Below are 14,563 nucleotides of genomic sequence, written 5' to 3'. Positions count from 1 at the left end.
TCAATGCCACTCGGGTTCGTTTTCCAGCCATGCGAGCGGCGCGTCGTCGACTTCACGCAGCAACTCGATAAACTGGGTGACGACGTGATCGATCACACGTCGTCCTTTGTCCGCGGTCGCGGCCGCGGCGTTGCCGCAGGCTCCGGCGGGATTCAGATCGTGCGTCTGCCATCCGAGCTTGCCGCTCGCGCCAATTGACAGATAGCGGTAGCGCTCGCTCATTTCCTTCGTGAGCGAAACGAAGTGGCGCGCTTCGTCCATCGCAACAAGCTCCGGCCGCATGGCGAGCAGGATCGACGTTTCGACGTCGCCCGCGTGGATCCCGTGTTTCATTTCCTCGTCATTGAAGAGCGCGTCGGGCATGCCGAGCGTGTACCAGTTCGACGCGACGACCATCATCCCGAAACGTTGACGCAGATCGCGCGCGACGATATCCATCACGGCCCCCTGTCCGCCATGACTGTTGAACAGCACTAGTTTCTTCACGCCGGCCGCTGCGACGCAGGCACCGATCTCGCTCCACATGCGAATCAAGGTCTCGGCTGAAAAAGTCAAGGTGCCAGGATAGCGAGCGTGTTCATTGCTCTTGCCGATGCTTTGAGTCGGCAGAAACACCACCGGCAACTCGCCGGACAGACGCGGAATGATCGCTTCGACGAGTCCATCGATCGTCGTGGTATCCACAGACATAGGCAGATGCGGCCCATGCTGCTCGATGGCGGCGACCGGCAGCACCGCGATCAGCCGCTCGCGGTCAAGACGGGAGAACTCCTTGCTCGTGTATTCGGCCCAAAAACGCTTGGTGATCGACGACATCTCCTGCTCCTCTTTTCTCGGCATTCACCGAATGCCTGGTTTCGCGAGCCGGTTGAAGCGAGGGCTCCCGCTGGCTCAGATCTGTGCTGCAACGACTGGCTTCGAAATCATGATAGACGATTTGACCAATCGGTCAAACCATATGGTCATTTATTTTCCGGTTGACATTGTTTTTGGCTGCAATGTCTTTTGGGTAGGATGCCAAATGAAATAATCGTGCGGCGCAGCAAGTCCTGCCGCGTTGAATCATCAGAAGAATCGCGGCGGGCGCAAGTGACTCGCGGGAAGACGTGAAAGGGTGAATTGACGCGCCGCGGAAATCGGCGGCGGCGTGTGTCGACTAGCGACGAAAGAGGGATGTTGGGAAAAGGTGACGCCGCCCTAAGAATCGGAACGGCGGTGTATTACGCAGAGCGTGTGATGCCGCAACCGTGCATGACGAATGCGGTCACTTCCGCGACGATGTGTTCGCGATCGAGCGGCTGCCCCTCTTTCACGCGCAACATGTAGCGCGCCTGAAATTCAAAGTCGGCAAAGTGCTGGGTCAGAGACCAGATATTCATCATCAGGAGCATCGGATCGAGTGGCCGCATGAGACCCGCCTCGATCCAGCTATTGATGCATGCAACCGCCTGAGCGGTACGCATGCGTGGACGGCTCATCATCGGCATTAAGACGGGTGCCCCACGCATCATCTCGTTGGCGAAGATACGAGACAGGAGCGGCTGGTCGAACGAGAAATCCAGCTTCTTGCGAATGTAATCGGACAGGACCTGCTGGGGACCGCGGTCGACTTCGCCAAACGAAAACACACGAGTCCATTCCTCGACCACGTGCTGAAGAATTTTTTCGTACAGGTCTTCCTTACTCTCGATGTAGTAATGGAGTTGTGGCTTCGATAAGCCTGCACGCTCAGCGATGCCCTGGGTCGATGCCCCCTTCAGCCCATGCAGCGCGAACTCCGCGATCGCTGCATTTCGTATCGCGTCCATCACTTCGGAGCGCGAGCGTTTCGTTTTTGTCTGCCCGGTGTGCGCCACAGGATCCGTCCTCGAATGATCCGTCTGGATGTTTCCAGTGACGCATTCTAACGCATGGAGCACCGGGCACCCGTTGGACGCCCGCCCTCAATCAGCCGCGCAACACCTCCGGGTTCAATGGTGACGGAGGCTGGCCGGCACACGCTCCGTACCCCAAGGCGGCGATCAGGTTGTCGGCGGCGAGATCGGCCATCGCAAGGCGCGTCTTCAGACTTGCGCTCGCGATATGAGGTGTGGCGACCACCTTCGCGTTGGCAAGCAACCTCGGACAGACGAAGGGCTCTCGTTCGAATACGTCGAGGCCGGCTCCTGCCAGCCGGTTCTCGGCTAGCGCATCGGCGAGCGCGTCTTCGTCGACCAGACCGCCACGAGAGATGTTGATGAGTGTGGCCGTCGGCTTCATCAACGCAAGCTCACGCTGCCCGATCGTATGATGCGCTGCCGGGCCATACGGCATCGTGATGATCAGATGGTCCGACATGCCCAGCAGTTCCTCCTTACTGCAAAACTGCGCACCGCCTTCGTCTGCCAACGCGATAGGCCCGCGATCGTGATACCTCACCGTCATACCGAAGCCGCGGGCCCGCTGCGCCACCGCGCGCCCGATACGACCCATGCCGAGAATACCCAGCGATGTGCCATGAATGTCCACCCCGAGAAACATGTCAAGGGCCCATTTGTCCCATAGACCCAGCCTCAACCAGCGCTCTGCTTCGCCTGTGCGGCGCGCGGTCGCCATGAGGAGCGCCCAGCCGAAATCGGCCGTGGTTTCAGTCAGCACGTCCGGCGTATTGGTCGCCACGACGCCAGCCGCCGACAGCGCCGCCAGATCCAGATTGTTGTATCCGACCGCAATATTGGCAACGGCTCGTAGCGTTGAGCAATCCTGCACAAGTGGCGCGTCGATTATTTCCGTCGCGCTCACGAGTGCCCCGACTTTGCCCTGTAGACGCACGCGTAATTCTTTCGGCGCATATATGTGGTCCGCATCGTTGATTTCGACGTCAAAATGCTCCCGGAGGCGCCCAACCACGGACGGAAACACCTTGCGGGTAATCAGGATTTTTTCTTTCACACCAGGTTCCTTGAGAGTCGACAGGATTCTCATGCTTGTCCGTCCCGCTAGACCGTAGCCGGGTTGGGCTTGTTTGCGTCCATGCCGTACCGGATCAGCGCGTCGCTCACGACTGATGCCGGCAACAGCCCCTGATCGGCAAGCGCGCGCAGCGACGTCACACAGATGTAGGCGCGGTCGACTTCAAAGAAGCGGCGCAATGAAGCACGATTGTCGCTTCGACCAAATCCGTCGGTACCCAGAACTGAGAACGGAGCAGCAAGATACGGTGCGATCAATTGCGGATATGCCCGGACATAGTCGGTGGCGGCAATCACCGGCTCCTTGCCCGCCAGCATCGTCTCGAGGTGCGCACGCGGAGTGATCGCATCCGGATGATGCAAGCGCTGACGTGCAGTCTCGCGTGCGTCGCGCTCGAGTTCGGAGAAACTCGTTACGCTGAACACTTCGCTTTCGATTTGCCAGTCGTCGGCGAGAAGCTGCGCGGCGGCCTCCACCTCGCGCAGGATGGTACCGCTGCCGAGCAGACGAACCTTACCGCGTGACTGAGCAGGTTGCACGCTCGCAAGGCGGTACATCCCGCGCACGATATCCTCTTCGACTCCCTCCGGCATCGTCGGCTGAGCGTAGTTTTCGTTCATTACCGTGAGGTAGTAGAAGACATCCTCCTGCCGCTCCATCATTCTGCGCATACCATCGTCAACGATCACTGCCAGCTCGTATGCATACGCCGGATCGTACGCCCGGCAGTTGGGAATGGTTGCCGCCATGACGTGACTCGTGCCATCCTGGTGTTGCAAACCTTCGCCCGAGAGCGTCGTGCGACCGGCCGTGGCGCCTACCAGAAACCCCCGCGCGCGCTGGTCGGCTGCCGCCCAGATCAGATCGCCGATGCGCTGGAAGCCAAACATCGAGTAGTAGATATAGAGTGGCAGCATCGCGGTACCATGCGTGCTGTAGGACGTGCCGGCTGCGATCCATGACGACATCGCACCGGCTTCGGTAATACCCTCTTCGAGAATCTGACCGCTGACGTCCTCGCGGTAGTACAAAATCGAACCCGCATCTTCCGGCTCGTATAACTGCCCCTGCGACGAATAGATCCCAACTTGCCGGAACAGGCTTGCCATCCCGAAGGTGCGCGCCTCGTCGGCGACGATCGGTACGATACGCGGCCCAAGCACCTTGTCTTTCAGGAGTGTGGTCAACATCCGCACCATCGCCATGGTCGTTGACATCTCCTTGTCGCTCGCTGCCAATGCGAACTGGGCATGTTGCGCAAGCGGCGGCACAGCGACCGCCTCCGCTCGTTTCTGCCGTGCCGGGAGATAACCGCCGAGCGCTTCGCGACGTTCATGCAGGTAACGCATTTCCTCGCTGTCGTCGGCCGGCTTGTAAAAGCGCATGTGCTCGAGGTCATCGTCCGTGAGGCCAAGCTGGAAGCGGTCGCGGAACTCCTTCAGGGCCTCGACATCGAGTTTTTTCTGCTGATGCGTCGTGTTTTGCGCCTCCCCGGCGCGACCCATGCCGTAACCTTTAATCGTCTTCGCGAGGATTACGGTGGGCTGCCCCTTGTGTTTGCGTGCCGCGTCGAAGGCTGCGTAAAGCTTGCGCAAGTCATGTCCGCCGCGGTTCAGTGCCGCAACATCACCGGGTGTCATGTGGGTGACGAGCGACTTCAGCGCGTCGTTCTGGCCGAAGAAATGGTCGAGCCCGTACTGCCCGTCCTTCGCCTTATAAGTCTGATACTGGCCGTCCATTGTCGACGCAAATGCACGAAGCAACGCGCCCGAGTGGTCGCGAGCGAAAATCGGATCCCACGCGCTGCCCCACAACACCTTGATCACATTCCAGCCCGCGCCGCGAAACAGCGCTTCCAACTCCTGCACGATTTGCCCATTGCCCCGCACCGGACCATCGAGACGTTGCAAGTTGCAGTTGATCACGAAGGTCAGGTTATCGAGCTTCTCACGCGCTGCCAGCGGGATGGCGCCGATCGACTCCGGCTCATCCATCTCGCCGTCGCCGAACACGCCCCATACGTGCCGTTCGCCCGTTTGCGCCAGCCCTCGATGTTGGAGGTAGCGCATGAAGCGCGCCTGGTAGACAGACTGGATCGGGCCTAACCCCATCGACCCGGTGGGAAACTGCCAGAAGTCGGGCATCAGCCAAGGGTGCGGATACGAGCACAACCCCTTGCCACCTGTCTCACGGCGAAAGTTCTCCAGTTGCTGTTCCGACAAACGCCCTTCGAGAAATGCGCGGGCATATACGCCGGGCGCCGAATGGGGCTGAAAGTAGACAAGGTCGCTGCCCTGGTTGCTGCCGCCGACCGTGCTTTTCGCGCGGAAGAAATGATTGAAACCGAGTTCGAAGAGGTCTGCCGCCGATGCATAGCTCGAGATGTGTCCACCGAGCTCACCATAGGCCTTGTTCGCCCGTACCACCATAGCGAGTGCATTCCAACGCACAATAGCCGTAATACGCTCCTCGATTTTCAGATTACCTGGATAGGGTCGCTGGCGCTCAACGGAAATTGTGTTGGCATAGGGTGTATTGCTTGGCACCGTTGTCGTCAGTCCCAGCAGCGGCGCTGCGTCAAGCAGTTTGCGCAGCAGGAAAAGGCCGCGTTCCTGCCCACAATGCGCTACGACAGCTTCAAGCGCCTCAAGCCACTCAAGCGTTTCCTGCGGATCGTCGTCTACCGGTGCGGCGGTTTGGGGTAAAGCGAACTGAGGAGGAAGGGCAAGATTCGTCATCGCAGAGTCTCCGTTTTGTGATATTCATTTTATGGAAGCTCCGTAAAAATTTGATGCCGCATTGCACGGCACGCCGCAGTGAATTCAGCATGGATGCGCTGTTGTTCGGTGCTTTTCGATTCAAGTATGCCGCGGTCGTCGAAACCTATCGGCCAAACCTCTCGGCACGCACCTGCGCCCCCTCCCAATCTGCCGTGCTACTGCGTCGCCGGCGCATGGGCCCGCGCTAGCTCAACAGCAAAGCGGCGACCGTTTTCTTGCGCCCGGCATCGGGCCCATCGAGGAGCTTGACCGGAACGCCGCGCTGAACGCCGGGACCGTGTTTATGGCGGCGCGATCTCGATCGAGACTCATTTCAATCGTTCGCGGCACTCTCCAGTTGCTGGCAACGGGACGGTTGGATGTCTATATTTCACCCCGACCGACTTTATTTCTTCCGATCACCCCAAGCCCACCCATACGATTACCCCGTCAATTTACTTGACACTTAAACTATCTAAGCCTAAATTACTTTCCAGAGCAAAGTCCACTGGAGAGTCAGCATGCGTATCGTATGTATCGGCGGCGGCCCGGCCGGCTTGTACTTCGGCCTGTTAATGAAGGGCCGGAACCCGGCGCATGACGTCACGGTGGTCGAACGCAACCGCCCCTACGACACCTTCGGCTGGGGCGTCGTGTTCTCCGACCAGACGCTCGGCAACCTGCGCGCCGCCGACGCCCCGAGCGCGGACGCGATTCTCGACGCCTTCAATCACTGGGACGACATCGAGATCAATTTCCGCGGCAGCCAGATTCGCTCGTCGGGCCACGGTTTCTGCGGCATCGGCAGAAAACGTCTGCTGAATATCCTGCAGGCGCGTTGCGAAGAACTGGGCGTCAAGCTGGTTTTCGAAACCCTGGTCACGGACGACACCACCTACGAAGCCGACCTGATCATCGCCTGTGACGGCGCCAACAGCGCGATCCGTCAAAAGTATGCAGCGACTTACAAGCCCGCAATCGACATGCGCGATTGCCGCTTCGTCTGGCTCGGCACCAAAAAGCTGTTCGACGCCTTCACGTTCGCCTTTGAAGAAACGGAGTTCGGCTGGTTCCAGGCTCACGCTTATCGTTTCGACGATCAAACCTCCACGTTTATTGTGGAAGCACCGGAGCGCGTTTGGCGTGCCGCCGGACTCGACGAAATGAGCAAGGAAGACAGCATCGCGTTCTGCGAGAAGCTGTTCGCCAAATACCTGGACGGCAACGCGTTGCTCTCGAACGCCGCGCATTTGCGCGGGTCGTCACAATGGATTCGCTTCCCGCGCGTCGTCAATGAGGAATGGGTGCACTGGCGCAGCAATGCCGACGGCACGCAAACACCGATCGTGCTGATGGGCGATGCAGCGCACACCGCGCACTTCTCGATCGGCTCGGGCACCAAGCTCGCACTCGAAGATTCGATCGAACTCGCCAACAGCATGGGCGCGCATCCGGGTGACCTGGCCGCCGCGTTGCAGCACTACACCGACGTGCGCAGTATCGACGTGCTGCGCATCCAGAATGCCGCGCGCAATTCGACGGAATGGTTCGAGCATGTCGATCGCTATACGTCGTTCGAGCCGGAACAGTTCGCCTACTCGCTGCTTACGCGCTCGCAGCGCATTTCGCACGAAAACCTGCGGGAGCGCGATGCAAGCTATCTATCGACGTTCGAAGACTGGCTCGCGCACCGCTCGGGCATTGATCGCGCGCCTGAAAAACACTCCGTTCCACCGATGTTCACGCCCTTCACATTGCGTGGCGTCACACTGAAAAACCGCGTCGTCGTTTCACCGATGGCGCAATACTCCGCTGTCGACGGCGTAGCCGGTGACTATCATCTGATGCATCTCGGTGCCCGCGCCATGGGCGGCGCCGCGCTCGTCATGACGGAAATGACCTGCGTGTCGCCCGAAGCGCGCATCACGCCCGCCTGTCCCGGTATGTACGCGCCGGAACATCTGGCGGCGTGGAAGCGTATTGTCGATCTCGTACATCATCAGTCGGATGCGAAAATCGGCATTCAGCTCGGGCACTCGGGCGCTAAAGGCTCGACACGTGTCGCGTGGGAAGGCATCGACCAGCCGCTTGACGAAGGCAATTGGCCGCTCGTGTCCGCTTCGCCCCAACAGTATTTAAGCGGTATCAGCCAGACCTCGCATGAAGCCACCCGGGACGAACTCAATGAAATCGAAGCGCAGTTCGTACTCGCTACGAAAATGTCTGCAGAGGCAGGCTTCGATTGGCTCGAATTGCACTGCGCACATGGCTATTTTCTGTCGAGCTTCCTGTCGCCGTTGACCAACCAGCGGACCGACGAATACGGCGGCTCGCTTGAAAACCGTCTGCGCTATCCGTTACAGGTTTTCAAGGCGATCCGTGCGGTCTGGCCGCAAGACAAGCCGATCTCCGTGCGCATCTCCGCTAACGACTGGGTCGGCGGAGGCACCACGCCCGACGACGCCGTGCAGATCGCGCGCGCCTTCAAAGCGGCAGGTGCCGACATGATCGACGTCTCGTCGGGCCAGGTCAGCAAGCAGGAAAAACCCGTGTACGGCCGCATGTTCCAGACGCCCTTCTCCGACCGCGTGCGCAACGAAGCCGGCATCGCCACGATCGCCGTTGGTGCGATCTCGGAAGCGGACCATGTCAACAGCATCATTGCGGCGGGCCGGGCCGATCTCTGCGCGATAGCGCGGCCCCATCTGGCCAATCCGTCCTGGACGTTGAATGAGGCCGCAAAAATAGGCTACTTCGACGTGGCATGGCCGAAGCCCTATACGGCGGCCAAGTCGCAACTCGAGCGCAATCTCGAACGCGAACGCGCCCAGGCCGCGGCGAACGCGGGTCTGTCGGCCCAGGAACGCGCGCAACGCGCTGAAGGAACCACGTGAATACGCCAACCTTGACGCTCGCAGGGCAGCATGCCGTCGTCACCGGCGGTGGCAGCGGCATCGGTGCAGCCGTGGCCGAAGCGTTGCTGCGGGGCGGCGCCCGCGTCACGTTGATGGGCCGTAACGCACAACGTCTCGATGCGCAGCGGGAAAAACTCCAGGGGCTCGGTGAGGTTGCCTGCATCAGTGTCGACGTCACCAGCGAAGAATCGGTCGAGAAAGCCTTCGCACAAGCCGGTGCAATCGACATCCTCGTCAACAACGCGGGTCAGGCGCAGGCTGCCCCCTTCACCCACACCGATATGGCGCTCTGGCAGCGCATGCTCGACGTGAATCTCACCGGCGTGTTCCTCGGCACGCGTGCCGTGCTGCCCGGCATGCTCGAACGCGGTCACGGCCACATCGTCAATGTCGCGAGCACGGCGGGGCAAATCGGTTATGCGTACGTCGCGGCGTACTGTGCCGCGAAACACGGGGTGATCGGCCTGACGCGTTCGCTCGCGTTGGAAGTCGCGACCAAAGGCATCACGGTCAATGCCGTTTGCCCCGGTTATACGGAAACAGAACTGCTGCACGCGTCGCTCGAACAGATCACCAGCAAGACCTCGCGCACGGAACAGCAAGCGCGCGAAACCTTGCTTCGCTCGAATCCGCAGCGTCGGTTCGTGAGCCCGGAGCAAGTCGCTAACTCAGTGCTTTGGCTCTGCCAGCCCGGCTCGGACGCGATCACGGGCCAATCCATTTCCATCTCCGGTGGAGAAGTAATGTGACCAAGTCATCGAATATCAAAACGCCCCCATCGGCCGAGGCCAAGCCGGCGCGCAAAGGCGTTGCCAAACCTGCGGAGAACGTCGTGGATCTGGAAATGAGCACCGGCGCCGATAGTCATATGGGCCTGCGTTTGTGGCTGCGCATGCTGACCACGACCAACCTCGTGCAAGCCGAATTGCGCAAACGCCTGCGCAACGAATTCGACACCACGTTGCCGCGTTTCGACCTGATGGCACAGCTCGAACGTCATCCGGAAGGGTTGAAGATGACCGAGCTGTCGCGCCGTTTGATGGTGACGGGCGGCAACGTGACCGGCATTACGGATCAGCTCGAAAAAGAAGGGCTGGTTTCGCGCGACACCGATCCGAACGACCGCCGCTCGATCAGCGTATGCCTGACCCCCGCGGGTCGCAAGGCGTTCGACAAGATGGCGGTGGCGCATGAACAATGGGTCGTCGAACTGTTCGGCGGCTTGAGCCTCGACGAAAAATCGCGCACCCATCAGCGCCTCGGCAAACTCAAACAACATCTGCTCGACAGTCTGAAAGACTGATTCGCACTGTAGGAGACACTCATGACACGATCCAATGCCGACGCGCTGCTGGCCGGCAACCGCCTGACACTCGCCGGTTACGAAGCGCGGCACTTCGGTTGGTCGGTCGCCGGCAAGGTCGCGACGATCACGCTGAACCGCCCCGAGCGCAAGAATCCGCTGACCTTCGAATCGTATGCGGAGTTGCGCGATCTGTTCCGGCAACTCGCCTACGCAACCGACGTGAAAGCGGTCGTGATCCACGGAGCGGGCGAGAACTTCTGCTCCGGCGGCGACGTGCACGACATCATCGCGCCGCTGATCGATCTGCCGATGCCGGAACTGCTGCTGTTCACCCGCATGACGGGTGACTTGGTCAAGGCAATGCGCCACTGTCCGCAACCCATCATCGCGGCGGTCGACGGCGTATGCGCGGGCGCGGGCGCGATTCTGGCGATGTCGTCCGACATGCGGCTCGGCACCGCGCGCAGCAAACTCGCATTTTTGTTCACACGCGTCGGCCTCGCCGGTTGCGATATGGGCGCCTGCGCGATCCTGCCGCGCATCATCGGTCAGGGACGCGCCGCCGAACTGCTGTTCACCGGCCGCTCGGCGAGTGGCGACGAAGGCCACGCATGGGGCTTCTATAACCGCCTGTGCGACCCGGCGGCGCTCCTCGCGGAAGCGCAAAAGCTCGCCGCCGATCTCGCTGCCGGTCCGACCTTCGCGCACGGAATCACGAAGAAGATGCTGCATCAGGAATGGAGCATGAGCATCGACGAAGCAATTGAATCGGAAGCACAGGCTCAGGCCATCTGCATGAGCACCCGCGATTTCGAACGTGCATATAACGCGTTTGCCGCGAAGTCGCGCCCTGTGTTCGAGGGAGATTGAATTGAGCACTCACAGCGATATGGATCTGCACAGCGCGCTCGCGTGGCCCTTTTTCGAGCCGCGCCATCGCGAACTGGCCAAGGGTATCGAAGCATGGTGCAGCAACAATCTCTCGCACGTCGAGCACGATGACGTCGACGCGACCTGCCGCCAGCTGGTCCGCGAGCTCGGTGCCGCAGGCTGGCTGAAATACGGTGTTGGCGGCGTGGCCTATGGCGGACATGGCGACACCATCGATACACGCGCCGTGTGCCTGTTGCGCGAAACGCTCGCCAAACATTCCGGTCTCGCGGATTTCGCACTGGCAATGCAAGGGCTCGGCTCCGGTGCGATCTCGCTCGGCGGCACACATGAGCAAAAGACGCGTTACTTGCCGCGCGTCGCGAACGGGTCGGCTCTCGCCGCCTTCGCTTTGTCGGAACCGGAGGCAGGATCGGACGTCGCCGCAATGGCTCTCTCAGCACGAGAAGACGGTGACTTCTACGTACTCGACGGCGACAAGACGTGGATCTCCAACGGCGGCATCGCGGATTTCTACGTGGTGTTCGCCAGAACCGGCGAAGCGCCGGGCGCACGCGGCATTACCGCCTTTATCGTCGACGCCGACACGCCGGGCCTGGAAATCGCCGAACGCATCGACGTAATCGCGCCGCATCCGCTCGCGCGTTTGCACTTTGCCGGCGCACGCGTGCCGCGCAGCCAGATGCTTGGCGCACCCGGCGAAGGTTTCAAGCTCGCGATGCGTACGCTGGATATCTTCCGCACGTCGGTGGCAGCCGCGTCGTTGGGATTCGCGCGTCACGCCATGGCTGAAGGTCTCGCGCGTGCGGCGTCGCGCAAGATGTTCGGCCAGACGCTCGGCGATTTCCAACTGACGCAGGCCAAGCTCGCGCAGATGGCATTGACGATCGACAGCAGCGCGTTGCTGGTATATCGCGCGGCGTGGCTGCGCGATCAGGGCGAAAACGTCACGCGTGAAGCCGCGATGGCCAAGTGGCACGCCAGCGAAGGCGCGCAACAGGTGATCGACGCCGCCGTGCAACTTTATGGCGGAATGGGCGTGCAAAGCGGCACCCCTGTCGAGATGCTGTACCGCGAAATTCGCGCTTTACGGATCTATGAAGGCGCGACCGAAGTGCAGCAGTTGATTGTCGGCCGCGATCTCCTGAAAGCGCATGCGGCGGAATCCGGCAAGGACGCAGCGAAATGAGCCCGACCTTTGAAAGACCGGTCCGCATCCGCTTTTCGCACTGCGATCCGGCCGGCATCGTGTTCTTCCCGCAGTATCTGGTGATGACCAACGCGCTAGTTGAAGACTGGTTCAACGAAGGCCTGCGGATCGACTACGCACAGATGATCGCGCAACGCCGTGTCGGCCTGCCGATCGTCAAACTCGATTGCGAGTTTTCCCGGCCGAGCCAGATGGGCGAAACGATCACGCTATCGCTCAAACTCGCCAAGGTGGGCCGCCGTTCGATCAGCATCGAGATCGTCGGCCAGCATGGCGACGAAATCCGCTTCAGTGCGAAACAGGTGCTGGTGACCACGTCGCTCGAAAGCGGCACCTCCATCGACATTCCCGCCGACATCGCGAGCGCACTCGCGACATTCGCTCCACAGCCCGAACCCATCGAGGCACATCGCTCATGAAAAAAGCTCTCCTTCCCGCTGGTTGGATCAAGCCGCGCGGCTACGCGAACGGCGTTGCCGCAACCGGTACGCAAGTGTTCATTGCCGGCCAGATCGGTTGGGACGAACAGGCGCGTTTTCAGACCGCCGACTTCGCGCAACAGGCAATTCAGGCGCTCAGGAACGTCGTCGCCGTATTGCATGAGGCGGGCGGCAAACCCGAGCACCTGGTTCGCCTGACGTGGTACGTCACGGATAAACGCGAATACCTTGCCTCGCTGAAAGATATCGGCCGCGCCTTTCGCGAGCTGATCGGCGACTACGACATCGCGATGAGCGCGGTGCAGGTCGTTGCATTGATCGAAGACGAAGCCAAGGTCGAGATCGAAGCAACGGCCGTGATTCCCCAGTAAGCAAAGCACACGAACACGCCACCCACCAAGCCAACCGAAGCGCCTTCAGCCGGCTCAACGCCCGGGAGACCATGATGGAACCGTCAGCACACGTCGATACCTTCGCGCGCGACAATCTTCCGCCGCAGGATCAATGGCCTGTCTTTCTGCTCGACAACCCGGACGTTAGCTACCCGGCGCGCTTCAATTGCGCGACGGAACTGCTCGACAGAACGATCGAAGCGGGGCATCGCGACCGTCCGGCGATCTGGTCCGACGTGGATGGCAAGCCGCAGGCGACCACGTACGGCGAACTGCTTGCCATGGTGAATCGCAGCGCGCATGTGCTGGTCGATGAAATGGGTTTGCAGCCGGGCAACCGCGTGCTTCTGCGCGGACCGAACACCTTGCAGATGGCGGTGGCGGCGCTCGCCGCGCTCAAGACCGGTCTCGTCGTGGTGCCCACCATGCCGCTGCTGCGGGCAAAAGAACTCAAGCAGATCATCGAGAAAGCGCAAGTCGGTGCCGCGCTATGCGACGCACGCCTGACCGATGAGCTCGCACGCTGCAACGATCCCCAGGACGAGTTCTACTGCGCGGGTCTCAAACAGACACGCCTGTTTCATGACGATTCCGCCGCTTCGCTCGACACCCTCGCGCGCAACAAACCGGACCACTTCACCGCGTGCGACACCGCCGCTGACGACGTCTGCCTGATCGCCTTCACCAGCGGCACCACAGGTGCACCGAAAGGCTGCATGCACTTTCATCGTGACGTGCTGGCCATGTGCGATCTGTTTCCGCGGCACGTTCTGAAGCCTTCATCGAACGATGTGTTTTGCGGCACACCTCCGCTCGCCTTCACATTCGGACTGGGTGGCTCGCTGTGCTTTCCTCTGCGAGTCGGCGCGTCGACGGTACTGATCGAGCGGCTCACGCCCGAAACCTTGCTGCAAACCGTCGAACGCTTTCATGCAACGATCATGTTCACCGCGCCGACCTTCTACCGGCAAATGGCGCCGCTCGTCGCGCATCACGACGTGTCAAGCTTGAAGAAAACGGTTTCGGCGGGCGAAGCGTTGCCGGATTCGACACGCCGTCTATGGCACGACGCCACGGGCATCGACATGATCGACGGGATCGGCGGCACCGAGCTGATCCATATTTTCATCTCCGCGCAAGGCGACGAGATTCGCCCGCATGCGATCGGCCGCGCGGTGCCGGGCTACGTGGTGCAAGCCGTGGACGACGACATGCAGCCTGTCCCCGCCGGCACCATCGGCAAACTCGCGGTGCGCGGGCCGACCGGCTGCCGCTACCTGGCCGACGAACGCCAGATGAAGTTCGTACGCGACGGCTGGAACCTCCCCGGCGACTCGGTCTATCTCGACAAAGACGGTTACGTGTTTTATCAGGCCCGCGCCGACGACATGATCGTCTCCGCCGGCTATAACATCTCCGGTCCGGAAGTGGAAAGCGTGCTGCTGCAGCATGATGCGGTGGCCGAATGCGGCGTGATCGGCGTGCCCGACGAAACGCGCGGGCAAATCGTGAAAGCCTTCGTGGTGCTGAACCCCGGTTACACGCCAGGTGACGAACTGGTCGCGCAACTGCAGGATTTCGTGAAGAATAGCGTGGCGCCGTATAAATATCCGCGCACCATCGTATTCTTGAAGTCGCTGCCGCGCACCGAAACCGGCAAGCTGAAGCGCTTTGAATTGCGCACACTGAAGTAGCCCC

12 protein-coding genes are annotated in these 14,563 nt (G+C 60.9%); 8 read left to right on the top strand and 4 right to left on the bottom strand.

What is annotated here, in order from left to right:
* From GH665_RS23560 to mdeB, 4 genes are all read right to left on the bottom strand, one after another.
* Positions 1-816, bottom strand: coding sequence for a creatininase family protein (locus tag GH665_RS23560; protein ID WP_153139367.1), 816 nt, complete (start codon positions 814-816; stop codon positions 1-3).
* A 404-nt stretch (positions 817-1,220) separates the two neighbouring features.
* Positions 1,221-1,808, bottom strand: coding sequence for a TetR/AcrR family transcriptional regulator (locus GH665_RS23555; protein WP_153139365.1), 588 nt, complete (start codon positions 1,806-1,808; stop codon positions 1,221-1,223).
* 139 nt (positions 1,809-1,947) lie between these two features.
* Complete coding sequence (locus GH665_RS23550; RefSeq protein WP_153139363.1) at positions 1,948-2,931, bottom strand: 2-hydroxyacid dehydrogenase; 984 nt, start codon at positions 2,929-2,931, stop codon at positions 1,948-1,950.
* 47 nt (positions 2,932-2,978) lie between these two features.
* Positions 2,979-5,690, bottom strand: a complete 2,712-nt coding sequence (mdeB, locus tag GH665_RS23545) for an alpha-ketoglutarate dehydrogenase (protein ID WP_153139361.1) — start codon at positions 5,688-5,690, stop codon at positions 2,979-2,981.
* Between the two features lie 542 nt (positions 5,691-6,232).
* On the opposite strand from mdeB, the gene GH665_RS23540 reads away from it, so the two are divergent.
* The 8 genes from GH665_RS23540 to GH665_RS23505 all read left to right on the top strand — a co-directional run bounded on the left by GH665_RS23540 (position 6,233) and on the right by GH665_RS23505 (position 14,559).
* Positions 6,233-8,605 carry a bifunctional salicylyl-CoA 5-hydroxylase/oxidoreductase gene (locus GH665_RS23540; RefSeq protein WP_153139359.1) on the top strand — a complete coding sequence of 791 codons (2,373 nt, stop codon included), beginning with the start codon at positions 6,233-6,235 and terminating at the stop codon, positions 8,603-8,605.
* Positions 8,602-9,375 (top strand): SDR family NAD(P)-dependent oxidoreductase, encoded by a 774-nt coding sequence (locus GH665_RS23535; RefSeq protein ID WP_153139357.1) that lies wholly within the window; start codon positions 8,602-8,604, stop codon positions 9,373-9,375. Before GH665_RS23540 ends, GH665_RS23535 begins: the two co-directional genes overlap by 4 nt.
* Positions 9,372-9,929 (top strand): MarR family winged helix-turn-helix transcriptional regulator, encoded by a 558-nt coding sequence (locus tag GH665_RS23530; protein ID WP_030099533.1) that lies wholly within the window; start codon positions 9,372-9,374, stop codon positions 9,927-9,929. Before GH665_RS23535 ends, GH665_RS23530 begins: the two co-directional genes overlap by 4 nt.
* Before the next feature lie 21 nt (positions 9,930-9,950).
* On the top strand, positions 9,951-10,802 hold the full coding sequence (locus GH665_RS23525; protein ID WP_028195356.1) for an enoyl-CoA hydratase family protein: 852 nt from the start codon (positions 9,951-9,953) through the stop codon (positions 10,800-10,802).
* Positions 10,803-10,821: 19 nt separating this feature from the next.
* Positions 10,822-12,012, top strand: coding sequence for an acyl-CoA dehydrogenase family protein (locus GH665_RS23520; protein WP_153142261.1), 1,191 nt, complete (start codon positions 10,822-10,824; stop codon positions 12,010-12,012).
* Complete coding sequence (locus GH665_RS23515) at positions 12,009-12,452, top strand: acyl-CoA thioesterase (protein WP_153139355.1); 444 nt, start codon at positions 12,009-12,011, stop codon at positions 12,450-12,452. The genes GH665_RS23520 and GH665_RS23515 overlap by 4 nt, the downstream gene beginning before the upstream one ends.
* Positions 12,449-12,844 (top strand): RidA family protein, encoded by a 396-nt coding sequence (locus tag GH665_RS23510; protein WP_028195359.1) that lies wholly within the window; start codon positions 12,449-12,451, stop codon positions 12,842-12,844. Before GH665_RS23515 ends, GH665_RS23510 begins: the two co-directional genes overlap by 4 nt.
* 74 nt (positions 12,845-12,918) lie before the next feature.
* On the top strand, positions 12,919-14,559 hold the full coding sequence (locus GH665_RS23505; RefSeq protein ID WP_153142260.1) for an AMP-binding protein: 1,641 nt from the start codon (positions 12,919-12,921) through the stop codon (positions 14,557-14,559).
* Positions 14,560-14,563: the final 4 nt, after the last annotated feature.

Origin of the sequence: Paraburkholderia agricolaris, from assembly GCF_009455635.1 — a bacterium.
GTDB lineage: Bacteria > Pseudomonadota > Gammaproteobacteria > Burkholderiales > Burkholderiaceae > Paraburkholderia > Paraburkholderia agricolaris.
Note: the sequence above shows the minus strand (reverse complement) of the source record. Positions and strands in the feature narration are given on the sequence as shown.